Genomic DNA, 22983 nt, shown 5'->3' with positions numbered 1-22983 from the left:
AAATATATAAGTACTTTGATATTTTGGGGGGCGTTGCATTATGGCAAGCAGGTGGGTTCGGGCGCAAGACGCGCCCTCGCGCAAACCGTTGATCTGGGTTGGCTCAACGCAGCGAGATGTACGGCAATTTCCTGACGAGGCACGCCATCAAATCGGCCAGGCGTTGCGCTACGTGCAATGGGGAGAGATGCCCAAAGATGTTGCGCCGATGAAAGCGGTGGGCGCAGGGTGTTATGAAATCTGTACTCAGACCGCAGAGGGCTGGTGGCGCGTGTTGTACGTCGCCCGCTTCGCGGAGGGCGTCTATGTCATTCATGCCTTTCAGAAAAAAACCAATAAAACACCTGCAGACGTGATGCGCCTGGCACGCGAGCGCTACCAGGAACTTGAGGCGATCAGGAGATGAATATGGCACTTGAGCTTACCCACGCATCAGACAATGTATTTGAAGATCTAGGCTTTGATCCTGAAGTTGCGAAGGTGATGGCCATGCGCGTCGATCTGATGGTGGCGATCGAACGGGCCATCCGGGAGAAAGAATGGACGCAAATCGAAGCCGCAGAGGTACTTGGCACGCGACAATCACGCGTCTCTGATCTCGTCCGCGGCAAAGCAGACAAATTTACGCTGGATACATTGATTGAAATGGCTGCGCGGATTGGCACCACCGTTCGTATGACTATTGAGCAAACGAATGCGCCACACGGAAAGCCGGTTTGAAATTTGCAGCCGGCCCGAGCTTGACCATCGGCATCTTGCCGTCTCGACATATGCCTGTGTGCTGCGAGTGATTTTGTAGCGTGGCGTTGAGCCTAAAAAGACCCCTCAAAAATCGCAGGGGTCTTTTATCAAGCGGATAGCCTGTTCAACCGCCAGCCGATCGCAGCTTCTTCGGCGAGAAATGAGTAGTCACCTGGCTTTCGGCCTATGGAGGCGTCGGGTTGCGTTCCCAAGCGGGGCGCAGGTTGAAGGTCGGGCAAATTCTGTTGCTGGCCAATCCGGCAGCCCGGCACCGAAACCTGCTTGCAAAGGTCTCGCAAGATAAGCCGCCGTGCTGCCACAACGCATCGCAGAAAATTACATCCAGACGTAGCCCGCCTGACCCGGCCATGACCCGCCTTGCAGCCGCGTTTGATCCCTGTCAACCGCCCATGACAATTTTGTTACGTAGTCCAACGTTCGTCGCCGACTTCTGGGATAATCGCCGCCATTCCCGTTCTTTGCTGTTTCTAAATGCCTGATCTCTTTAGCGGAATTCCGCTCTCCGTGGCTTGTAGCCTGGCGTTGGCTCTGTTGTTCGTGCTGGCTTTCGAATTTATCAACGGCTTTCACGATACGGCCAACGCGGTCGCCACGGTGATCTACACCAAGGCCATGCCGCCGCATCTGGCGGTGGTGTTGTCCGGCCTGTTCAACTTTGCGGGCGTGTTGTTGGGTGGCTTGGGCGTGGCGTATGCCATCGTGCATTTGCTGCCCGTGGATTTGCTGATCAACGTCAGCACCAGCCATGGCCTGGTGATGGTGTTTGCGTTGCTGGCTTCCGCCATTCTGTGGAATTTCGGCACCTGGTATCTGGGTTTGCCGGCGTCCAGTTCGCATACGCTGATTGGTTCGATTCTCGGCGTGGGTCTGGCCAATGCATGGCTGACGCACACGTCGATCCGCGATGGCATCAACTGGGGCAAGGCTGTCGATATAGGCTTGTCGCTGGTGGTGTCGCCGCTGGTGGGCGTGGTGGCGGCCGGGGGGTTGTTGCTTGCGCTTAAAAAGCTGCGCCCCGATTCCGGCATGCACAAGACGCCGGAGCAACGCAAACTGGTCGATGGCAAAAAGCATCCGCCGTTCTGGACTCGTCTGGTGCTGGTGGTTTCGGCCATGTGCATGAGCTTTGCCCACGGTTCCAACGATGGCCAGAAAGGCATCGGTCTGATCATGCTGGTGCTGATCGGCATTGTGCCCGCCAAGTTTGTGGTGGATCTCGACGCCACTGCGTACCAGATCGAACGCACGCGCGATGCGGCCATCCATTTGCGCCAGTTCTACCAACGCAATCCCGCCACGCTGGGCGAATATCTGGCGCTGGGCAAAGCCCCGACCAGCGAAGTGCCCGAGCGTTTCCGCTGCGACCCCAAACTGAACGAGCCGCTGATTGCCGATTTGCTGACCACGCTGGATGGCGTGCACTCGTATCGCGATCTGGCCGCCAATGACCGCAATCGCGTACGCCAGACCCTGTTGTGCCTCGACGATACCGCCAAAAAAGTCGGTGGCCTGAAAGGGATTTCGAGCGAAGACAAAGAAGATTTAAGCCGTCTGCGCAAAGACCTGACGCTGACCACCGAATACTCGCCGTTCTGGGTGATTCTGGCAGTGGCCCTGGCGCTGGGCGTCGGCACCATGATTGGCTGGCGGCGTGTAGTTAAAACGGTGGGCGAAAAAATCGGCAAAACCGGCATGACCTATAGCCAGGGTTTGTCGGCGCAAATCGTGGCGGCGCTGTCGATTGCCGTCGCCAATATGTTCGGCCTGCCGGTTTCCACCACGCACGTCTTGTCCTCGGGCGTGGCGGGCACCATGCTGGCCAACCGCAGCGGCCTGCAAGGTTCCACCGTGCGCAATATCGGCTTGGCCTGGGTGCTGACTTTGCCTGCATCGATGGCGTTGGCGGCTGGTTTGTTCTGGATTGCCACCCGCTTTATCGGCAGCTAAATCCATAGCGGCGATGCCAATAAAAAGCCCGGGGCAGCGATAAGCTGGCCGGGCTTTTTTATGCGCGCTGGATAGGTCGCGCAGCGTTACTTCACTTGCGGTTTGACCTTGTTGCTGGCCTTGTCGGCCGAGTCTTTGGTCGAATTACTCGAAGCCTGGTGGATCATCGCGCCGCAATCGGTATCCTTGGCACCGCCCAGGTCGATCAGCGGAATCAGTGCCGCAATCGGGTTCACCAACACCCCCAGCGCCACCGCTACCCCACTACGCCCTGCCAGTTGGCCCACGGCCGGTCGTGCGCTCGGATGCTTGAAGGTACCATCCACCAGAATCGGGCCCCGGAACGCCGCCAGGCTCTTGTCTTTGGGCGTACTGGTCAACTGGATGTTCATCTTTTCATCCTTGAAGTTGATCGTGCCCGTGCCGTTGATCACCTGCTTTTCGGTATCCAGAATCAGCGTGCGGATGGTGGCATCGCCATTCTTCACGCCCAGATCGCCAACAAAGCAGCGCACCGGCACCTCTTTATCGCCCGTCAACAAAATCGGCAGCGTGTTGGCCAGATCAAGGTTGGACAAACGCAGGATCAGCTTGCTGACCGCGCCGCCATTCATGATCACAGCCGCATTGCCGTTGGCCGCGCCCAGCATTTGCGCCACCGAATTACCTTGAGTAGCGATGGTGGCCTGGCCGCCGACGGTACCGACGTTGGCTTTCTGGATTTTCATTTCCGGGAACAGCTCACGCAGTTGCAGCTTGGCCGCCTTCACATCGGCTTTCACCTTCAACGGCTTGGCGCTGGTATCCAGCCCGATTTTGCTGTTGACCTGCCCACTGGCCACTTCCACATTCAGCGGGTCCAGCGTCAGCCGACCGTTATCCAGCACCATATGCGCCACCAGATTGTTTAGCGGCAGCCGATCTGTTTTTAAATGCTGGCCTTTAAACCAGATATCACCGTTGGCGGCATTGATCTTTTCCAGATCAAATTCAGACTGCGGCAATACCTTATCGCCCGCCGGCACTTCGGTTTTACCCTTGTCATTACGCGCGCCAATAAAGCCGGACAAATCTTTCATATCCAGATTTTTAGAGGTCAGATTGGCCTTGATATATTGCGGTTTGGGGGCGCGATCAATCGAGAAATCCCCATTCAGATCGCTATTCCCCACGCGGCCGCTAAAGCCTTGCAGATTCCACACCTCGGCATGGTGTTCCAGCAAACCGGCCAATGAATAGGCCGGTGTGGCGGGCAATGGCACATGCGCAATCTGATACAGCTGGCTTAAGCTAGCGCCGCTGATTTTAAAATCCAGATGCATGCCGCTTAAATGGCCAGGATCCGTGACGGTGCCTTTGGCGGCGAATTTTGTTTCGCCTACCGTGCCACTGGCATCCAGCGGATAAGGTTTGGACGGATCACGCAAATCCAGCAACGCGCCGCCCGTGCCGCCCAGGTTCAGTTTCATTTGCTGAAACTGGCCATTGGCGCTCACGCGGATCATGTCTTCCTGACCGGCGCCGGGGCTAAACGTGCTGATCGTGCCGTCCACCACGTCTTTCGGCTTCGGGTCTTGATAATGCACTTTGCCGTTATGGATTTGCAGATGGCCCAACGCCACTTTATTGCTGCTGGCGGAACTGGCGGTGGCAGGCGCAGGTTTGCCGTCTGCGGTCATATTCCAGCTGGCCAAAGTGCCATCGGCGTTTTTCTCTACCGCCACCACCGGGTTTTCCAATACGATTTCGGGCAACTCCACCTTGCCGCTTAACAGCGGCCAAAAGCGTAATTGCAGCGCCAGTCGATCGGCGGTAAACATGTTTTTATTGGTTGCCCAATCCGGATTGCCCAATTGCACGTTATCGGCAGTAATCCACGGTGATTGGGTAAACGATAATTTGACGTGCAGGTCGCCATTGATGGCGGCACTGCGTCCGGTGGCTTCGGTGACTTTGCGCGCAATCGGACCGCGCAACAGATTCCAGCTAAACAACCAGGCCAGGATGGCCAATATCACCAACAGCACAATGACCAGTTTGGGCCATATTCTCCGCGTGCGCGCCATGGGGGCGGTCTCCCTCGTTATTGTGGTTATGGTGGATTGTGGAGACAGTGCGCCGACACGGCTGTCGGCGAGTGGCGCAGCTTTGCGGGGGCAGACGCCCTACAGGCATAGCGCGGCGACAACAAGAAGCCGAGAGCAAATGGCATAGGGTGGGGCTCGGCATCCCCCTCAAGACCCACCATCCAAAGCCGTGGACACGCGCCATTGCGCTTCGAGTCGTTGGCTTTGAATGGTGGATCATGATCCACCCTATGATTACGCGGGTTTGATGCTGTGCAGCCAGTCAGGGTGCGCGTCTTTGGCGCTCCACACCGCGTAGTGCAGCTCGGCCAACGCGGCGGTGTCGTTCAGCAGATGGTTCTTCTCTTCTGCGCTTAATGCTTCCGGCCCGGCCGTCAATGCATGGCGGATACGCTTGTCACGATGGTGTCGCACAATGCCGGAGCTCTTGCGGCGCAGACTGCCTGCCGCGCACACGCTGGCGTTAATGATCGGGTCAGCCACCGCATCCACAAAGCCGGGGCCCTCGCCTGCTTTACGCGTGTAATAGGCGGTGCGCGCGGTTTCGATCGGCGGGCGCGTTTCTTCCGGGATGACAAAATGCCCGGCTTTGCGCAAACGCTTGCCGACATGCGAACCACTGGTAAACACCGCCAACGGAATCGACAACACCAGCGCAATCAGAATCGGGAACATCCACCAGAAATACGCATGGCTGAGCCAATACACGCCCACGCCCCACACCAGCCCTAACGCAGTCGGCAGCGCAAAGCGTTTGGCGGCCTGGCCCCACTCCAGCGCAGCGTCTTCACGTGCCGGTGATTTCCAGCGAATTTTCTGGCCCATCACAGCCGCCATAACAAAGCGCGAATGGAACAACATCCGCACCGGCGCAAACAGCATCGAAAAAATAATCTCTTCGAGCATATTGCCGAACAGCGTAAACATCCCGCCAAAGCGTTTACCCTCGCCGCGCAAACCAATCAGCATCAGGCTCAAAATCTTGGGCAAATACAGCAAGGATGCGGTGGCAGTAAACAAGGCAATTGCCTCGCGCGGTTTGAATTGCGGCCATTGCGGAAACAACTGGTCCGGATGCGAAAAATAATCGGGCACCACCAGAATATTGACCGCTAACAGTGCGGTAGAAAGCACCAGAAAACAAAACCACAGCGGCGCCGAAAAATACGACATCACGCCTGATACAAACACCCCACGTTGCGACGATTGCAATCCGCGCGCCAATACAAAGCGCGCATTCAGCATATTGCCGTGGCACCAACGCGCATCGCGCTGCAATTCTTCGATCAGATTGGTCGGCACCTCTTCGTAACTGCCTTCCAGATCATAAGCAATCCACACGCCCCAGCCAGCGCGGCGCATTAAAGCGGCTTCAACAAAGTCATGCGACAACACTTCTTCATCATTCGGCAGCTTGCCCAATGCGCATAATTTAACGAAGGGGTCGACGCGGATAATGGCGTTATGGCCCCAATACAAGGCCTCGCCCAATTGCCAGAAATGCACGCCCGCGGCAAACATGGGGCCGTACGCGGCATTGGCAAATTGCTGGATGCGCGCATGCAAGGTATCGCGCCCCACGCAACGCGGTTGGGTCTGGATAATGCCGGCGTCGGGGCAAGCTTCCATGCGCCGCACCAGGCCGGTCAGGCAATCGCCGGTCATCACGCTATCGGCATCCATCACCACCATATAGCGATAGTTGGCGCCCCACCGGCGGCAGAAATCAGCGATATTGCCGCTTTTGCGGCGCAGCCGATGCTTGCGCCAGCGATAAAAGATGCGGCCAAAGCCATCCACGTTTTTGCACAAATCCAGCCATGCCGCGGTTTCAGCGGGGCGTAGATCGGGGTCGTTACTGTCGCTCAAGACAAAGAAATCAAAATGCGATGCCTGACCCGTGCGTTGCAGCGATTCCCACGTGGCGCGGATACCGGCAAACACGCGGCCCACGTCTTCATTGCAGATCGGCATCACGATAGCGGTGCGCGCGTTTTGCGGAATGGCCTTGCGCGTATCCACCAGCTTGCTCAGGTTGTATTTGTCGGGCAACACCGTCAGCGTCAAAAAGCCAGCCACTGCAGTCCAGAAACCGGTGCAAACCCAGCCAAACAGAATGGCAAACAGCAACAAGGCCGGCGCTTCCAGCTTGCCGTAACCCTGGTACGGCATCACGTTGGCCATGCTCCAGGTGGCGGCGCCATCCTGCACCACAATCAACAACATAAAGATGATGCGGCGGAGCAGCGCCGCGCGTTTCCAATGTGCCCACGGGCCCGCGGGCGGTTTGATGCTGGCGTGATCCTGCTTGTGCGCTTTATTGGCCGCATGCGGCACACCAAACGGCCACAGGCGCGGCGCCATCGAGGTCCGTTTGATCGGCGGCATGGTGCGCAACACGCGGTGGTATGCCGGGATCGCAGTTTCGCGGCCGCTGGCATCGCGGCCACTGGCGCGATTCAGGTCTTCGCGATCAAGTTTGTGGCTCAGCGACAGACGCGCCACCACCGACTCCACCGGCACAGCATTAGGCAGCATGTACATGCCGCCACGTAGCTCACGGTGAGGCCCAGCCAGCGGGATGGTCTCGGGGTCGCCCGCTTCGATGCGTTCGCGCAGGCGTTCGCGCTCATCCGCTTCTAACGGTAATCGCTGCAAGTAAGCCCGCAGCGAATCGGGCATAGCCATATCCATAGTGCTTTTTCCTCATGTGACACCGCGCGTGGCCGTGTCGGCCTTGGTAATGCGCGTGTGTACGACTGCCCGGCCGCGTTGATGGCGCGGCCAGCAGAATGTGCGCAGCCCCGGAGCCACGCACGGTACGTCCCTTGCCCAACTGATTTTTATTGTGTTGGCGGCGGCGGTCTGCTGCTGCAGCCGCGCCGTTCTTGATTTACCGGTCGCCGATGGCCTTACTGGCCAGGCACCAGGTAACTCCAGGTTTCTGTCGCGACCTGGTTATTGGATTTGAGTGCTGCGCGCAATTCGATCGGCTTGGCCGGATCAATACGTTTGATGCGCATGACCAGACGCCAGCCATTGCTGACGTCGTTTTTGAATACACGCTTTTCCAGCAACTGGCCGTTGGCGTCCACCGAGACATCCGGTTGCGGTTCGCCTTGCAGTTTGGCCAGCGTCGGGCCGTTAAAATCAACCGCGTATTCGAGGTTGTCATCCGGCTTGTTCATATAACCGCGGCCTTGGCGGGTTTGTGCCACCCACGCCAGTGGCGGATGGGTTTCCACATTCTTTTGCCACGACAAGCGATAAGAAAAATCGAACGCTTTTTTCGGTTCCAGCGGTTTGGCCGGCACCCAGTACGCCACGATGTTGTCGTTGGTCTCGTCGCCTTCCGGAATCTGCACCAGCTCGACGCGGCCTGCGCCCCACTTGCCTTGCGGCTCGATCCACGCGCTCGGACGTTGCTCGTAGCGTGCTTCAAGGTCTTCATATTGATCGAAACCGCGCGAGCGTTGCATCAGCCCGAAGCCCTTAGGGTCTGTAGTCGCAAACGAAGTCACGCTAAGGCGGGTTGGATTGGTCAGGGGTCGCCAGATCCACTCCCCATTGCCAGCGGCCACTGACAAACCTTCAGAATCATGTACTTGCGGCCGATAGTCTTCGTATTTGGCGTGTTGATTAGCGCCAAAGAAGAACATGCTGGTTAACGGCGCAATGCCCACCTTGTCGATCTTGTCGCGCGTATAAATCCGCGCCGTCACGTCCATGGTGGTGCTGACGTCAGGTTTCAGCACGAACCGGTAAGCGCCGGTGACGCGCGGCGAATCCAGTAAGGCGTACACCACAATCTGCTTGTCTTTGGCGGCGGGCCGCACCAGCCAGAACTCTTTAAAGCGCGGAAACTCTTCGCCCGATTGCGCACCGGTATCCACTGCCAGGCCACGGGCCGACAAGCCGTAATGCTGGCCTTTGCCCACTGCGCGGAAATAGCTGGCACCCAGAAAGCTGATCACTTCATCTTTATACGCAGGCGTATTGATCGGGTAATGCAGGCGGAAACCAGCAAAGCCGACGTCTTTTAACGCCTTGGTATCCAGCTTGTTTTTGCCGTAATCAAACAAGGCCGGGTCAAAGTGGATGGGCTTGACCTGGTTGCCCACCACTTCGTTGATATGCACTGGGGCGTCAAAATAACGCCCCAGATGAAAGAACGCCATTTCAAACGGCAGCTTTTCTTTCTTCCAGTAATTGTTGTTCGGGTTCCAGCGGATATCGCGCAGTTGATCGTAATCAAGCTGTTTCAGCGAATCCGGAATCGCCTCGGGTTTCTGGTAAGACTTGTTGGCTAATGCCTGCGCTTGCGCGGCAATGGTATTGAAATCCAGGGCGTACGCGCCGGTTGACGTCAGCGCGACGGCGGCCAGCAACGTGGCCGTATTCAGCAAGTGCGGTTTCATTGGGCACCCATTTTTTGAAAACCCCCCGATACTGCTTTTGCTGCACTGCGATAGCCAGCAAGGCCAGACTGATATCTCTGTAGGAGCCAACCGACGAACGGCGGCGGCACAATGGACCAAAACATAACTCAATGCATTGATTTTATTGATGTTTTTATTTTTAAGCCGTTGTAGGAATTGTCCTGGTGGCGAATGCGAGCCAGGCCGTCAATCCAGGCTTCTCAACGGCCTACATCATGCATTGCGTTGAAACCTTAAAGTTCGGTCAACCAAACCCGTTAGTGCTTACTCCCCGATAAGCCGGCTGACAACAAGAGCGAGGAAACAAACAATGACTACGCTGAAAACTCTCCGCGATGACATCCTTCATAACAGCAATGATCTGGTGCGTGTGATGCGCCAATGCCATCGCCTGGCGGTCGAATCGAACGTAAAACAGGTTCGCGACTGGCTGGAGCTGGAGCTCAGCGGTTATCCCCTTAATAAAGCACTGCCCAGCTATCGCGTGGTGCAAGTGCAATCGTACGCCCAACTGCGTGGCAACCATATTCAGGTCAGCCGCGTGATGGTGCCGGCGGACTTTGTGCCGGAAGATCTGCGCGAAGGCGTTAACAAGGCGCATCTGCGCAATGGCATTGCGGATTATCTGCCGCTGCTGCATGGCCGCCGCGATGACGAACTGCAAGATATCTGGCCACAACATCATTTGCGCAAGCTGGACGATGGCCAACCGTTTGCCGCAGGCATGCGTTGCGTCGCCGCATGGCGCTCGATGAACCGCCACGCCATCCATGATCTGGTCAACGCCATCCGCGCTCGTTTGCTGCGTGCGCTGACCGAAATCGAAATTCATAGCCGTGCACTGGCCGCCGATGCGCGTCCGGGCCGCTTGGGCGCCACGGTACGCCAACCCGATTTTGCGCATCTGGCCTCGGCCAACAGCGCACAACCTGCATCTGTGTTTGCGCGTCAAGGGCGAGCTGTCGCCTGATGGCGGCGCGCGACAGCCGACACGCCGTGTGTCGGACCAGGTCGCACCGCGTACGCATGTTTGCAATATTGACGTGAGACGTTACTGCTCACTTAGATAAGTTGACGTCAGCATTACAATGATAAATATTGATTTTATTCCAACGGGTCATCAGTCCCTCAATGCCGTGGTCGAAGAAAAGGTCGCGGTGGATGCGCAAGGCCGTGTGGCCGGGCGCTTGGGGTTTGTGGTCAAAAGCCGTAGTGGCGACGTACTGGCAGGGCCGTTCGAATTTATCGGGCAGGCCCACGATGCAGCCGAATACGTCGATATCGCGCGGCAGCCGCGCTTTGCACCGCCGCCCCGGCGCGGTGCCGATTTCCGGATGCCGCGTTAAGCGCGCGGCAATAAAGCAGGCTTTCAGGTCGAGTTAAAGGGCGAGGAGGCAGTATGGCAATGACGCGATGGTCCAAAGCTTATCGGCGCGACAACGGGTACGAATTGCGCGAATGCCTGCGCGTGGACGAATCGGGCATCGGGCGTTTTGCCGGTCTGTACTTGTTCCAGAACAACCACGAAGTGGGCGGCCCCTACGCCAGCCTGCAACGCGGGGATGCAGCCATCCTGTTGCATGCCGCCACGCTCAACAGCATGGCAATGAGCGCCGGCGCCATGGATGCCGCAGTGGGCCAGGCCTGTTAAGGCACTGTCCGCAGTACGAATACCGAGATAAAACAAAGCCAGCCCCGATATCGCGGCTGGCTTTTTCACGTTCGTACATGCAATGAGGCCGCTGTTACGCGATACGAAAACGCCCCACGCCGGTTTGCAAGGTACCGGCCAGATCGCGCAAGCGCCGCGCGGCCTCGTTGATTGAGCCAACCACGGCCGTATTCTCGTCTGTCATTTGCGAAACGCGCTCCACCTGTTGTGCAATCAATTGCGCGCCCGATTTGTGTTCTTGTAATGCCTGGGCGATGCCGCCGATAGCGCTGCCGCCCGCGTTAACGTCGCGATCAATCGCTTCGATGGCGGCGCCCGCGCGTTCGGCGGTCGAGGCGCATTCGTGCGCGCGCTCCACCGTGGCCGCCATGGCGCGCGCCACGTCCTGACTGCTGCTGCCGATCTGTTCCACGGTGTTGCGGATATCCACCGTCGCCAGCGCGGTACGCTCGGCCAGCTTGCGCACTTCATCCGCCACCACGGCAAAACCGCGGCCCTGTTCACCCGCACGCGCCGCTTCGATCGCCGCATTCAGCGCCAGCAAATTGGTCTGGTCCGCCACGTCCTTGATCACCGCGACAATCGCAGTCACGCGTTGCGTATCCTCGCCCAGCATGCCCACCATGCGGCCGGCCTCGGCGATGGCCTGGTCAATTTCGCGAATATTGGCGACCGTGGCCACAATCTCTTCACCGCCACTGCTGGCGCTCTGGCGCGCCGCTTCGCTAAGCTGGCGCGCGTCGCTGGCGTTGTCGGCCACATGCGCGATGCTGACGGTCACCTGCTCCACCGCCGCCGCCATGCTGCTGGTGGATTCAGCCCCGGCCGCCGCCGCACGATTGATCTGCTCGGTGGTTTCGGCCAGTTGCCCCACTTCGCGCGAAACGGTGCTGACTGCGGTGGACACCGACTGCACCAGCGTCTGCATATTGTCCGCCAGCGCGTTATAGGCACGCGCAATGCTGTCGACTTCATCCTTGCCCGCCACCGGCGCACGCACGGTCAGATCGTTATGATCGCGCGCATGGCCCAAGGCCGTGTTCAGCCGCCCGATCTTGCCGGACAAGGTTTTGACGATGCTGATCGACCAGATGGCGGCGATCAGGATGGCAGCGGCAATCAGCGCAATCGAAATCGCCTCGGCGCGCGCGTAATCAGCCTCGCTCTGATCAAAGTTCTGTTTTGCGACTTTGAGCTGCAGCGTAATCAGCTTGTTGATGCTTTGCTGCACCGGCTCGATGGTGCTGTAGATGTCATTGCGGGCAAAGGTATCAAGGCCCACGCGGTCTTTGCTGGCAATCAACTTTTCGAGTTGCGTAATTGCTGCATCGGCGGCCTGGATGTTGGTGCTGGCTTCAGCAAACAGCGTTTTCTCTTCGGGCGGCATATAGGTGGCGCTATAGGCTTTCCAGTTGCGCCCGATATTGCTGCGCGCCTCGGCCAGATTGGCAGTGGCGCGATCCCAGCTCATGCTGCGCGCATTCAGCTTTTGCGCCGTGCCGATTACGTTCACCGTGTACATCTCAGCCACGTTTTTAAGCTGGCCCAGACACACCACGCGGTCTTTGTAAGTGGTCTCAAACGCGCTCTGGATATCCCTCATCCAGTACAAACCGTTAATACCCAAAACCAACAGCAATAGCAGCGTAACGCCAACCAGCGAAACCAGTTTCGATTTGATACTCATGGGCTTACTCCGGATCCAGACTCTGAAGGGCTTATACGGATGCGCGCGGCATACTCTAGCGGCTGCCTTACGCGGGCTGCACGGATCATGCGATCCGGCTCATCCGTTTTTTTGTGAGAATCCGCAGAATAAACAGTTGCTGACGATTGCTGGGTTAATTTCTGTAACACGTAACACGAATGACACAGCGCCCCATTTACTGTCGATTATCGAAAGCAAATAGGCACCGCACTTCCCAAGCGCGCTCCCCAGGCATCGTCCTGGCTCACAACCGATTGCGAAAAGCGCACTATGGTTTCCGACGCGCAGGCAGGCGCGTCATCTCCGTGTTTGTCTGGTTGGATATTTGGGCCCGCTTCTTCTGGAAGCGGGCTTTTTTCTTTGCACGTAGGGCGCGCGCCCATCGCCAGGCTGCAGCGGCTTTTTGAGTAGATTCTTATAGTGCAGGCGCAGGGCCGCGCCGATAGTCGCACGCTCCCTTTCCTTTGTGGAGCCCTGCGATGACCCTGTCCAACCGCCTCAATCCGCTGAAATCCGCGCTGCTTTTATCCACCGCCCTGCTTTGTGGCCAGGCGCTTGCCGCGCCCGCGGCCATCGTCAATGGCGATAGCATTGATGAATCCGATGTCGCCATTATCCAGCGCGCCCGGGTCGCTATTGGCGAATGCAGCGCCAATTCTTCCCGTGCTGCCTGCTCGCGTAATGGCAGTCTCAAACGCCTGATCCGCATGACCATGGATCGCCAATATCTGAACACGCTGCTTAAAGCGCCCACCGCAATCAGCCAGTTACCTGAATTTGGCGCACTCAGCCGGCTGCTGACGACGGACGACGCCTATTGGTACGCCGCCGCGTTGATCCCGCCTGCAAAACCGGTGGTGACGGAAGCCCGGATCGCCGAGCTATACGCAAAAGAGCTCATGCAAAATGAAGCCAAACGTAGTTACAGCGTGCAACGCGCTATCTTCAGCAGCAGCGCATTGGCCGAACAATTTCATAAAAGATTGAGCGCCGATCCGGAGCGCTTCAGAGAAGAGGGCAACCCCTTGCTGCCCAAAGCGATGCGTCCGGCGTATGAGTCCGACCGCGTCACGCTCCAGCAGATGCAGGATTACGATCCGGCCTTCACCAAGGCGGTTCTGGCGCTTAAAAAGGGCGAAATATCGGCACCCATCAAAACCGTGGGCGGTTGGGAAGTGGTCAAACTTAACAGTCTCGGCCCCGAGCCACTGCCCCCACTGGCCGAGATCCATGACAAGCTGAAAGCGCGTCTCGAAAATCAGGATAAATCGCGCAATTACGATCCGTTTGAAGCGACACGTAAAGCCGCTGTGATCAAGATCGCGCCCACGCCGGGGCAACCTTTGGTGGATGTCAGATGGCCGGACCTGGGCATGAACGCTGACGAATGCGGCTGCGACTTTTCCTTCAGCTAAGCGCGCCGACCGGGGCAGCGCGCCTACCCAGGCATACTCCCCAGGCGTCGCCCTGGCTCACAAATCAGCAACAACGGCGCACTATGGTTTCCGACGCGCAGGCAGGCGCGTCATCTCCGTGTTTGTCTGGTTGGAACTTGTATTTACTTGGGCCCGCTTCTTTGGAAGCGGGCTTTTTCTTTGGCGCCGCCGCGGCTTAGCAGGTCACCGCTTCCAGCATGCTGCATTCGTGGCTGCGCGACGGATTGCGGATAGCGTCGCGCGTCAACGCATTAATGTCCGCGCCCATTTGCGTGCTATAGCCTTGCAGCAAGGTCACCGTGGCCTCCGAATGCGAGAACGCCTTGCGCAGCCCCTGATCAATCAGCTTCTCCAGCCCGGTATCGCCCTTGCGCGTAACGATGGCAAACGGCTCCACCGATAACGACGTGCCCATGGTGAAATCCGCAGGCTGCAAATGGTTGGCCTTTATGGCGCTCAGGATCAGGTTTTCAGCATCGACATAAGCCGCTGCTTTGCCATTGGCCACGGCTTCCACGCCACGCGCGGCATCAGGCACCTGCAACAATCTGGCGCCGCCCAGCATTTTCGAGATCAACTCAGCATGGCTGGACCCAGTCTGCACCGCCAGAACGCGGCCATTCATGGTCGACAGATTCAGCGCGCCGGTCTTCTTTAAACTGACCAGCCGCGATGTGGTGATATATGTGGCCAGCGAAAAATCCACCTGCTTCATCCGTTCCAGCGTCACCGTGGTTGAACCGCATTCCATATCGATGGCCTGCTGGTCCAGCAACTGAAACCGCGTCTGCACCGTCACCGGCACATAGGTAATCTTGATGGGCTTATGCAGCGCGGTGCTGATTTGTTCCGTCACGATTTTTTCGCACAGCGCCACCATAAATCCGGTCGGTGTGCCGTCGGCTGACCACGACAGCGGCATCGACGAACTGCGATAACCAATCTTGATTTCGCCACTGGTTTTAATCCGGTCCAGCGTATCGGCCTGGCTGGCGGCGGTGGCGAGGCAAAAAGCCACACCCAGAATGGAAGCTACGGTTTTGCTGATGCCCACGAATTGATGCTCCTGCTGCTGCAATTATTTGTAATTAATAAACTGAAATACCGGAAAGGAAGGACCGCAAAAACGCGGTTAGCGCCAGCGAGGGCGCTGTCGCATCGCTACAAAGACGGCCACCACCTGGCCCGGCACGACGAATGCTGCGACGCGGCCGTGCCATAACCTATTGAACGCAATGGATTTGGGCTCAATGATAGCGTTGCCACACAGATCGCCGCCACCGACCCGGTCAAACCACAACGGCTCGTTTTGTGCTTACGCGTCTCGCAAATGCGGATTATTGATCTCGGCTGGCTTTCGCGACCTTCCAGGGCGAAAAAACGAACGTTCATCCGACCATCAGCAGACGAAAGGCGCAGCGTTTTTGGGTCAATTTTGAGCAGAAAGTCGTTCGGTCGATCAGATCGCTAAAACGTACGCAGCCCAACGCGCCCGGCCAGCTACCCAGGCGCGGTCCCCAGGCATCAACCTGGCTCTCAAAACAGCGACGTTGGCGCACTATGGTTTCCGACGCGCAGGCAGGCGCGTCATCTCCGTGTTTGTCTGGTTGGATATTTGGGCCCGCTTCTTCTGAAGCGGGCTTTTTCTTTGCTTATACCCGCCAACCGTAAACCAGCGCGCCACTCACCACCATGATCAAGGTGGTTTCAATACCAGCATAAACACTGGTCTGTTTAAGCCGCCATACCCGGTTTAAGGTGTTCTCCACCCACCAAGGAGCGCTACCCAATGACCGCCCAAGCCAATCACGACCAGCAAGTCACCCAACAATTCGACCCCGTCGCCAGCGCCTATTTGACCAGCGCGGTACATGCGCAAGGCGAGGATCTGCAATGTCTGGCCGGTGTGGCGCAGCAGCAAAAGCCGGCGCAGGCGCTGGATATCGGCTGTGGCGCGGGCCATGCCGCGTTTACCATCGCACCGTTTGCCGGCCATGTGATTGCCAGCGACATCACGCCCGGTATGTTGGCCACGGTGGCCGAAGCCGCCGCCGCGCGTGGTTTTAGCAACCTGACCACGCAACAAGCCGCGTCGCAATCGCTGCCGTTTGCCGATGCGCAATTTGATCTGGTCTGTAGTCGCTACAGCGCGCATCACTGGTCCGATATCCCGGCTGCAATGCGCGAAGCACGGCGCGTGATCAAAGCGGACGGCCAGTTTGTGATGATGGACATCCTCGGCCCGGCCAGCCCGGTATGCGATACCCATTTGCAAGCGATTGAATTGCTGCGCGACCCCAGCCATGTGCGCGACCTGAGCGAAGCCGAATGGCGCGCCGCCGTCACCGCCGCCGGCTTTGAAGTGATCGGCTTGCGCGTACGGCGCGTGCGGCTGGAATTTGCCTCGTGGATTGCCCGCATGCGCACGCCCGAGGTGTACGTCAATGCCATCCGTACGCTGTTGCAAGGTGCGTCGCCCGAAGTGAAAGCGTATCTGCAACTGGAAGACGACCTGAGCTTTAGCCCGGAAAGCATGGTGTTGCTGGCGCGCCCGGTTTAAGCCGCTTGCCCCATCCGGCCGCAGCCGATTACGCTGCGGCTTCTTTCTTTTTGCAGAATGCGTTTATGCGCTTACTGGTTAGCTTGCTGCTGTTGGCTTTGTCGGGCTGCGCCGTGGTCGATTCGCATCATCTGATTGCGCGCGAACTCAGCCGCCAGCTTGCCCCCAGCACGCCCGCCCCCGAAATGACGCCCGCGCTGCGCCAGGCGGCTTTCGATCAGGTCTGGACCACGTTGCGCGACTATTACGTCGATCCCAAATTACACGGACTGGACTGGAAAGCGGTGCGCGCGCGGTATCAGCCGCTCGCGCTGGATGCCGCCAGCGACGAAGCATTCTGGAAAACGCTTAACCGCATGGCGGGCGAGTTAAACGATGCGCACACGCGCGTGGAAACGCCGGCGCAATACGCCGAAATCCGCCAGCAACAAGCCGCCGGCCTGGGTATCGGTGTGCAAATCATCGATGGGCATTTTGTGATTCGCGGCGTTTCGCCGGTGACGCAAGCAGCGCTGTTTGGCGTGCGCGCGGGCGATCAGCTGGAACAGATCGATGGCGAGACGGCCGACGCCTGGTGGCAGCGTACGCTGGCCAATACCCGCGGCGGTTCCACGCCGTGGACACGCACCATCTACGCCGAGCGCGAGCTGAATGCGCCCACCTTGGGCAAGACGCGCACGCTGGCGTTGCGGCGGCCCGATGGCTCGCGTTATCAGGTGACTTTGCGCAATGAGGAATCCGAAGCGCCGCCGTGGTTAATCCATCACAAGCTGGCCAATGGCGTGGTGTATCTACGCTTTTCCGGCTTCGAGCGTGGCTTGCGCCAACGTTTGATGGACCAACTGGATAAGGCCACTGATGCGCCCGGCGTGATCATCGATTTGCGTAGCAACGGCGGCGGCGATGCCGCCATGGCGATGGATTTGCTCGGCCGCTTTGTCAGCACACCGCAGGCAGGCGGGCATGTGATTACGCGCAATGGCGGCTCGGTGCGCTTGTTGGGTTTCAGCCTGTGGGACGCCGACCCCGTATTGCAACCGGTCGGCAAGACGGTAACTGCGCCGTTGGCGATTCTGACCGATATGCGCTCGGCCAGCGCATCCGAGCTGGTGGCGGGTGCGGCGCAAGCCATCGGCCGCGCTCAAGTATTTGGCGCGACCAGTTGCGGCTGTCTGTTGGGGTTTATGGGCTACGACCCACTGCCGGGGGGCGGCGCGTTGGCCTATAGCGAAATCGATATGACCTTGCCCGGCGGCAAACGCATCGAAGGCGTCGGCGTGATCCCGGACCAGACTGCCATTCCCACCGCACAAGACATTGAGCGCCACAACGATGTGGCGCTCAATGCGGCTTTGGCGTGGTTGGCCACGCAAAAGCCGAGGTAGCAAATCGCGCACGCTGCGCACGCCCCAGTAACACGGGTCTTCGGCCCAGACCTCGTCGCCCGGATCACTCAGCAGCCGCACCGCCAGATCCACCGACTGGTGAATACCGGTGGTGATGATCACCTGCTCGGCATGGCAGCGCCCCCACGCGCGCTCCACCGCATAGGGTGGGTCTCGACCCACCACTCAAAGCCATTTCCAGGCGCTCTTATCCTGGCAAGCCACTTTGAATGGTGGGTCACGACCCACCCTATCCGCAGCTTGCTGCTTGACCGTAGGGCGCGTTACCCCGCAGCAGTCCACGGGCTGGCGCTTAGGCCGAGCGCACCACGTCGTTGGTCATGTTACGCAGCACGCGCAGTGCGGCATCGGCCTGGCGGGCCGAGCGCGGATGCGCCACCACGGCCCAACGGCCGCCCTGCACCGCTTCGCGCACCGGCGTGATCACCATTTGATGATCCGGGCGCACCGTCACCACGCCACCAATCAGCAAACCAAACACCATGCCAAAGAACGCGCAGCTGGCCACGGCCGGCAGCGGGTTCGACACAATCGCGGGCAGGTCTTGCGAATACAGCACGCCAAACAGGGCTACACCCAGCGCCAAGCCGATGCCGCCAAACATGCTGTGTGCACGAATGGCAGTGCGGACGATGCCGCGCGATTCCGGTTCCAGCTTGCGGCCAAAGTGGGCTTCGTGCGGTTGCACCACCTCCACTTGCGGTGCATCCATGCCGGTGTCGGCGCGCAGGCTGGCGGCGGCGGTGGCTGCCAGCGATTCAGAATCAAACATGGCCGCTACATGCGTGCGGCTGTCTTCGCCAGAAAAAAGATTGCCAGTCATTGCGGGCTCCTTGATATGCGGGTGGTCATCAGACCGTTGCGATGATCATCGCGCAGACAAGGCGCCCGTCGCTGCCGGGCTAGCTTGGATAGCGCTGTAGTCCATGCGGGCGGCGCGCTGTGAGGCGCCCGCCCGCTCAACCCTCAGCGTATTCATTGCCTGGGACTCGGCGTTCCCCGTCTAAACCCACCCATCAACGCCATCAACCCGCACGCAATCCCGTGCGCGTTGCTTTAGCGGCGTTGAGTGGCGGGTCTAGGCCCACGGCAGGCGCTTAAGCGCTGAAGCCGCCGTCGATATAGTGCTGGCCGCCGGTGATATAGCCCGCGTCGGGGCCAGCCAGGAAAGCGACAAAATCCGCCACTTCACTGGCATGGCCATAACGCCCCACCGCCATCAAGCCAATCAGGCTGCTGGCAAAGTCGCTATCAGCCGGGTTCATATCGGTATCAATCGGGCCGGGGTGGACGTTGTTCACGGTAATGCCGCGCGGGCCCAGATCGCGTGCCAGGCCTTTGACCAACCCCACCAGCGCCGACTTGCTCATCGCATACACCGCGCCGCCTTCAAACGGCATGCGGTCGGCGTTGGTGCTGCCGATATTGATAATGCGGCCACCCTCGCCCAGATATCTGGCCGCCGCCTGCGTCGCCACAAACACGCTACGCACGTTGACGGCGATGGTGCGATCAAAGTCTTCCAGCTTGAAATCATCCAGTGCGCCCAGATGCAACACGCCCGCGTTATTGACCAGAATATCGAGCCGGCCAAACGCTTCCACGGTGGCGTCGACGGCCTGGCGCACGGCATCGGCATTGCTGCTGTCCGCCTGGATGGCCAGCGCCTTGCCGCCCACCGCTTGCACTTGCGCCACCAACGCATCGGCCTTGGCCGGGCTGCTGATATAAGTAAATGCGACGGTCGCGCCCTCGCTGGCCAGTTTCTGGACCACCGCCGCGCCGATACCGCGCGAACCGCCCTGAACCAATGCCACTTTGCCTTCAAATTTGCGAGCCATGATGTTTGTCTCCGGTGCTGTCAGGGCGGGATGCCCTGTTTCGTTAAGAGGCAGTATCCGCCTGCGATTAGGCCGTGATAAGCGCATAATCGGGCATATCAGCCACAACTCAAGGTTACGAATATTGCTATGGAAAGCTTTGCCAGTATCGAGTGCTTTGTGCGCAGCGCAGAGCTCGGCAGCTTTGCCGAAGCCGCGCGCCGCCTGGGTTTAAGCGCTGCGGCGGTCAGCAAGAATGTGGCGCGGCTGGAAACCAGTGTAGGCATGCGCTTGTTTCAGCGCAGTACCAGACATCTGGCGCTGACTGAGGCCGGCCAGCAATTTCTGGATGAGGTGGGCGGCAGCTTGGCCACCATCCAGAACGCGGTGGCCAATCTGGCCAGCGCGCAAGGTCGGCCCAGTGGCACGTTGCGCGTCAGCGTAGGGCCCGGGTTTGGCCGTTTGTATCTGGTGCCCTTGCTGGGCGAGTTTCTGACGCGCTATCCCGATATCCGGCCCGACTGGCATTTTGATAACCGCCAGGTCGATCTGATTGCGCAAGGTTTTGATGCCGCTTTGGGTGGTGGTTTTGAACTGCCGCAAGGCGTGGTGGCGCGCAAGCTCGGCCCGGCGCATCGGGTGCTGGTGGCATCCCCCGGCTATGCCGCCGCGCACCCGCTGGACCACCCGGCGCAATTACGCGACTGCCACGGCATCGTCATCCGCTCGCCACAATCGGGCCGCGTACGCAGCTGGCCGCTGACGCACCGAAACCAAAGCACCGCCGCGCTGGAACTGCGCCCCGACATTGCCATGAGCGACTCCGACGCCGCCTGTCTTGCCGCCGCGCAGGGCCTCGGCGTGGCGCTGGTCAGCATGCCCTTCGCCAGCGCCTACATCGCCAGCGGCCACGTGGTGCGGGTGCTGCCGGACTGGTACGTCGACAACGGCAACCTGTCGATCTACTACGCCGCCCAACGCCTGCTCCCCGGCAAAACCCGCGCCTTCGTCGACTACGTCGTCGAACAATTCGAAACCCAAAAACTCGCCGAAAAATTTAACGCGGCATAGGGTGGGTCTGGACCCACCACTCAAAGCCATCAAGATAAACCCCGCTACTTGCAGGGTTCTTCTTCACGGCTTTGTATGGTGGGTCTTGACCCACCCTATGAGTCAACCACGCCTTCGTAGACTACGTCGTCGAACAATTCAAAACCCAAAAACTCTCCGAAAAATTTAACGCGGCATAGGGTGGGTCTGGACCCACCATTCAAAGCCATTCAGATAAACCGCGCCGTTCGCAGGGTTCTTCTTCACGGCTTTGATAGGTGGGTCTTGACCCACCCTATGAGTCAACCAAGCCTTTGTCGACTACGTCGTCGAACAATTCGAAACCCAAAAACTCTCCGAAAAATTCAACGCGGCATAGGGTGGGTCAAGACCCACCATACAAAGCCATTGAGATAAACACCGCTATTTGCAGGGTTCTTCTTCGCGGCTTTAATAGGTGGGTCACGACCCACCCTATGAATCATTGCAGCACTTTAAAGCCGTGGGTGCCGTCGATGCCGAGTTGCGCCACCAGCCCGTACTCCCAATCCAGGTACGCTTGCATCGCCGCCACTGCGTTATCGGTGCCCTCATACGGCCGGCGGTACACGTCTTCCGCTGCGCTGGCGTAGCGCGCGTTTTCGGTTTCCAGCGGCAGTTTTGCGTCAAGCCACGCCTGGTTGCCGCCATCCAGCACACTCACGCGTGCGCCGTGCAGCGTGGGGTGTTCCGCTGCGGCGTAGGCGGCCAGCACGCCGTCGGTGGAGGTCAGCACGTAATGCTCGGCGGCGGGTAGATCGGCGTGCTCCAGACCCGTGCGCAACGCAAACCACGCGCCCGCGATATGCCCCTTGCGATAGCGCGGGCTGGGCGACAAATCCACCAGCACCACGCGGCCGTTCTGCAATTGCGGCTGCACCTGGCGCGGCGTAATGCGCGCGACGTTGCCCACGGCGGGCCGCAGCGGCACGCGTGCGCCGGTTTCGCTAAACGCCTTGGCCGCGACGCCATCCAGTACCCACACCGTCCAGTTCATTTGCGCCAGCCAGTGCGCCGCCATATTGGCCCGCACGCCGTCGTCATCGACCAGCACGATACGGGCGCCGCGCACCGGGGCGACATGATCGGTTTCCTGCACCAGTTGCCCGCCCGGCGCATTGATAAAGGCAGGCAAATGTCCCGCCGCATATTCGGCGGGATCACGCACATCAAATAGATACGTGGTGCGATGCGTCTCGGCCTGCAGCTGGCGCAACCCGGCCAGATCCAGCCGTTGCACGCCGGTGCGGTCCGCCAGATCCCGCGCTTGCGGCGCGGCCCAGGCGCGCGCATCCGGCGAATAGTCCCCCGCACGCCGCGTCTGGCCGCGTTCCAGCGATTGCCCGGCCAGCGTCCAGCCGATGGTGCCATTGCGCAGGGCGGTTACCGGATTGGGCAAGCCCGCATTCACCAGCGATTGCGTGCCGATAATGCTGCGCGTGCGGCCAGCGCAGTTAACGATCACCCGCGTGGCCGGGTCGGGCGCCAGATCACGAATCCGCAGCACCAGTTCGCCGCCGGGCACGCTGCGCGAACCGGGGATATTCATGGTGTTGTATTCATCAAAGCGGCGCGCATCCACCACCACCACATCGGCTTTGGCGTCCAGCAGCGCCTGCACTTCCTCGGCGCTTAGCGACGGCGTATGTCGCTGCGCTTCCACCAGTTCGCCAAACGCTTTGCTCGGCGCATTTACATCCTGAAAAATCTCGCCGCCGCCATTTCGCCAGCCTGCCAGCCCATCGGCCAACAAGCTGATTTGCGTATAGCCCAGTTGCTGCAAGCGCTGCGCCGCACGCACGGCCAGGCCTTCGCCGTTATCGTAAATAACCAGTTGCGTACTCAGGCGCGGAATGCGCTCCAGCGCTTCCAGCTCGATGCGGCCCAGCGGCAGATTGGCGGCGAACAAGGGGTGCGCCAGCGCAAACGGCGCTTCTTCGCGCACATCCAGCAAGGCGATTTCCTGGCCCGCGCTTAAGGCGGCGCGTACCGCTGCGCCGGTGGTGACGGCAAAAGTGGGCGTGGATGCTGCGGCCAAAGGGGCATTCATCTTGGCG

The 22983-nt window shown here is 59.3% G+C and carries 18 protein-coding genes; 10 read left to right on the top strand and 8 right to left on the bottom strand.

The annotated features are described in order from the left end of the window. Nucleotides 1–40 precede the first annotated feature (40 nt). The 3 genes from WG78_RS00265 (at nt 41) to WG78_RS00255 (ending at nt 2709) form a co-directional block, all read left to right on the top strand. The gene (locus WG78_RS00265; RefSeq protein ID WP_053935783.1) at nt 41–406 is read left to right on the top strand and encodes a type II toxin-antitoxin system RelE/ParE family toxin; all 366 of its coding nucleotides are present in this window, start codon (nt 41–43) and stop codon (nt 404–406) included. 2 nt (nt 407–408) lie between these two features. After that, nucleotides 409–720: a helix-turn-helix domain-containing protein gene (locus WG78_RS00260; RefSeq protein ID WP_053935782.1), complete on the top strand. Its 312-nt coding sequence runs from the start codon at nt 409–411 to the stop codon at nt 718–720. Nucleotides 721–1233: 513 nt separating this feature from the next. Continuing rightward, complete coding sequence (locus WG78_RS00255) at nt 1234–2709, top strand: inorganic phosphate transporter (RefSeq protein WP_053935781.1); 1476 nt, start codon at nt 1234–1236, stop codon at nt 2707–2709. Between the two features lie 86 nt (nt 2710–2795). On the opposite strand, the gene WG78_RS00250 is transcribed toward WG78_RS00255, so the two are convergent. The 3 genes from WG78_RS00250 to WG78_RS00240 form a co-directional block, all read right to left on the bottom strand. After that, a complete protein-coding gene (locus WG78_RS00250) occupies nt 2796–4775 on the bottom strand; it encodes an AsmA family protein (RefSeq protein WP_083458652.1) in 1980 nt (659 codons plus the stop codon). A gap of 255 nt (nt 4776–5030) precedes the next feature. Beyond that, entirely contained in the window at nt 5031–7478 is a 2448-nt protein-coding gene (gene mdoH / locus WG78_RS00245; RefSeq protein WP_161805038.1) for a glucans biosynthesis glucosyltransferase MdoH, read from the bottom strand. A 230-nt stretch (nt 7479–7708) separates the two neighbouring features. After that, the gene (locus WG78_RS00240) at nt 7709–9214 is read right to left on the bottom strand and encodes a glucan biosynthesis protein G (RefSeq protein WP_053935778.1); all 1506 of its coding nucleotides are present in this window, start codon (nt 9212–9214) and stop codon (nt 7709–7711) included. Nucleotides 9215–9545: 331 nt separating this feature from the next. Here WG78_RS00240 and WG78_RS00235 point away from each other — a divergent pair, with 331 nt between their 5' ends. The 3 genes from WG78_RS00235 (at nt 9546) to WG78_RS00225 (ending at nt 10886) form a co-directional block, all read left to right on the top strand. After that, nucleotides 9546–10205 carry an AbiTii domain-containing protein gene (locus WG78_RS00235; protein ID WP_053935777.1) on the top strand — a complete coding sequence of 220 codons (660 nt, stop codon included), beginning with the start codon at nt 9546–9548 and terminating at the stop codon, nt 10203–10205. Between the two features lie 118 nt (nt 10206–10323). Beyond that, on the top strand, nt 10324–10581 hold the full coding sequence (locus WG78_RS00230) for a hypothetical protein (protein ID WP_152968997.1): 258 nt from the start codon (nt 10324–10326) through the stop codon (nt 10579–10581). A 53-nt stretch (nt 10582–10634) separates the two neighbouring features. Continuing rightward, nucleotides 10635–10886, top strand: coding sequence for a hypothetical protein (locus tag WG78_RS00225; protein ID WP_152968996.1), 252 nt, complete (start codon nt 10635–10637; stop codon nt 10884–10886). A 94-nt stretch (nt 10887–10980) separates the two neighbouring features. On the opposite strand, the gene WG78_RS00220 is transcribed toward WG78_RS00225, so the two are convergent. Then, a complete protein-coding gene (locus WG78_RS00220; protein WP_053935774.1) occupies nt 10981–12594 on the bottom strand; it encodes a methyl-accepting chemotaxis protein in 1614 nt (537 codons plus the stop codon). Nucleotides 12595–13328: 734 nt separating this feature from the next. Between WG78_RS00220 and WG78_RS00215 the strand changes: the two genes are divergently transcribed. Then, nucleotides 13329–14030 carry a peptidyl-prolyl cis-trans isomerase gene (locus WG78_RS00215; RefSeq protein WP_161805037.1) on the top strand — a complete coding sequence of 234 codons (702 nt, stop codon included), beginning with the start codon at nt 13329–13331 and terminating at the stop codon, nt 14028–14030. Nucleotides 14031–14226: 196 nt separating this feature from the next. On the opposite strand, the gene WG78_RS00210 is transcribed toward WG78_RS00215, so the two are convergent. After that, on the bottom strand, nt 14227–15105 hold the full coding sequence (locus tag WG78_RS00210) for a transporter substrate-binding domain-containing protein (RefSeq protein WP_152968995.1): 879 nt from the start codon (nt 15103–15105) through the stop codon (nt 14227–14229). Nucleotides 15106–15840: 735 nt separating this feature from the next. Between WG78_RS00210 and WG78_RS00205 the strand changes: the two genes are divergently transcribed. Both WG78_RS00205 and WG78_RS00200 read left to right on the top strand, forming a co-directional pair. Next, nucleotides 15841–16611, top strand: a complete 771-nt coding sequence (locus WG78_RS00205) for a class I SAM-dependent methyltransferase (RefSeq protein WP_053935771.1) — start codon at nt 15841–15843, stop codon at nt 16609–16611. Nucleotides 16612–16676: 65 nt separating this feature from the next. Continuing rightward, complete coding sequence (locus WG78_RS00200) at nt 16677–17996, top strand: S41 family peptidase (protein ID WP_152968994.1); 1320 nt, start codon at nt 16677–16679, stop codon at nt 17994–17996. Between the two features lie 313 nt (nt 17997–18309). Here WG78_RS00200 and WG78_RS00195 read toward each other — a convergent pair whose 3' ends face one another. Both WG78_RS00195 and WG78_RS00190 read right to left on the bottom strand, forming a co-directional pair. Further along, the gene (locus WG78_RS00195) at nt 18310–18840 is read right to left on the bottom strand and encodes a hypothetical protein (protein WP_053935769.1); all 531 of its coding nucleotides are present in this window, start codon (nt 18838–18840) and stop codon (nt 18310–18312) included. Between the two features lie 274 nt (nt 18841–19114). Continuing rightward, nucleotides 19115–19858 (bottom strand): 3-oxoacyl-ACP reductase family protein, encoded by a 744-nt coding sequence (locus WG78_RS00190; RefSeq protein ID WP_053935768.1) that lies wholly within the window; start codon nt 19856–19858, stop codon nt 19115–19117. A 129-nt stretch (nt 19859–19987) separates the two neighbouring features. Here WG78_RS00190 and WG78_RS00185 point away from each other — a divergent pair, with 129 nt between their 5' ends. Next, nucleotides 19988–20908, top strand: coding sequence for a LysR family transcriptional regulator (locus WG78_RS00185; RefSeq protein WP_053935767.1), 921 nt, complete (start codon nt 19988–19990; stop codon nt 20906–20908). A gap of 460 nt (nt 20909–21368) precedes the next feature. Here the strand turns inward: WG78_RS00185 and WG78_RS00180 are convergent, their stop codons facing one another. After that, complete coding sequence (locus WG78_RS00180) at nt 21369–22976, bottom strand: rhodanese-like domain-containing protein (RefSeq protein WP_053935766.1); 1608 nt, start codon at nt 22974–22976, stop codon at nt 21369–21371. Nucleotides 22977–22983 lie beyond the last annotated feature (7 nt).

Source organism: Amantichitinum ursilacus, from assembly GCF_001294205.1.
GTDB classification, from domain to species: Bacteria; Pseudomonadota; Gammaproteobacteria; order Burkholderiales; family Chitinibacteraceae; genus Amantichitinum; species Amantichitinum ursilacus.
Note: the sequence above shows the minus strand (reverse complement) of the source record. Positions and strands in the feature narration are given on the sequence as shown.

Excerpts from the sequence above, each read along its gene's own strand:
- WG78_RS00265 (WP_053935783.1), top strand. The coding sequence starts at position 41 with ATGGCAAGCAGGTGGGTTCGGGCGCAAGACGCGCCCTCGCGCAAACCG.
- WG78_RS00260 (WP_053935782.1), top strand. The coding sequence starts at position 409 with ATGGCACTTGAGCTTACCCACGCATCAGACAATGTATTTGAAGATCTA.
- WG78_RS00255 (WP_053935781.1), top strand. The coding sequence starts at position 1,234 with ATGCCTGATCTCTTTAGCGGAATTCCGCTCTCCGTGGCTTGTAGCCTG.
- WG78_RS00250 (WP_083458652.1), bottom strand. The coding sequence starts at position 4,775 with ATGGCGCGCACGCGGAGAATATGGCCCAAACTGGTCATTGTGCTGTTG.
- mdoH (WP_161805038.1), bottom strand. The coding sequence starts at position 7,478 with ATGCCCGATTCGCTGCGGGCTTACTTGCAGCGATTACCGTTAGAAGCG.
- WG78_RS00240 (WP_053935778.1), bottom strand. The coding sequence starts at position 9,214 with ATGAAACCGCACTTGCTGAATACGGCCACGTTGCTGGCCGCCGTCGCG.
- WG78_RS00235 (WP_053935777.1), top strand. The coding sequence starts at position 9,546 with ATGACTACGCTGAAAACTCTCCGCGATGACATCCTTCATAACAGCAAT.
- WG78_RS00230 (WP_152968997.1), top strand. The coding sequence starts at position 10,324 with ATGATAAATATTGATTTTATTCCAACGGGTCATCAGTCCCTCAATGCC.
- WG78_RS00225 (WP_152968996.1), top strand. The coding sequence starts at position 10,635 with ATGGCAATGACGCGATGGTCCAAAGCTTATCGGCGCGACAACGGGTAC.
- WG78_RS00220 (WP_053935774.1), bottom strand. The coding sequence starts at position 12,594 with ATGAGTATCAAATCGAAACTGGTTTCGCTGGTTGGCGTTACGCTGCTA.
- WG78_RS00215 (WP_161805037.1), top strand. The coding sequence starts at position 13,329 with ATGGATCGCCAATATCTGAACACGCTGCTTAAAGCGCCCACCGCAATC.
- WG78_RS00205 (WP_053935771.1), top strand. The coding sequence starts at position 15,841 with ATGACCGCCCAAGCCAATCACGACCAGCAAGTCACCCAACAATTCGAC.
- WG78_RS00200 (WP_152968994.1), top strand. The coding sequence starts at position 16,677 with ATGCGCTTACTGGTTAGCTTGCTGCTGTTGGCTTTGTCGGGCTGCGCC.
- WG78_RS00195 (WP_053935769.1), bottom strand. The coding sequence starts at position 18,840 with ATGACTGGCAATCTTTTTTCTGGCGAAGACAGCCGCACGCATGTAGCG.
- WG78_RS00190 (WP_053935768.1), bottom strand. The coding sequence starts at position 19,858 with ATGGCTCGCAAATTTGAAGGCAAAGTGGCATTGGTTCAGGGCGGTTCG.
- WG78_RS00185 (WP_053935767.1), top strand. The coding sequence starts at position 19,988 with ATGGAAAGCTTTGCCAGTATCGAGTGCTTTGTGCGCAGCGCAGAGCTC.
- WG78_RS00180 (WP_053935766.1), bottom strand. The coding sequence starts at position 22,976 with ATGAATGCCCCTTTGGCCGCAGCATCCACGCCCACTTTTGCCGTCACC.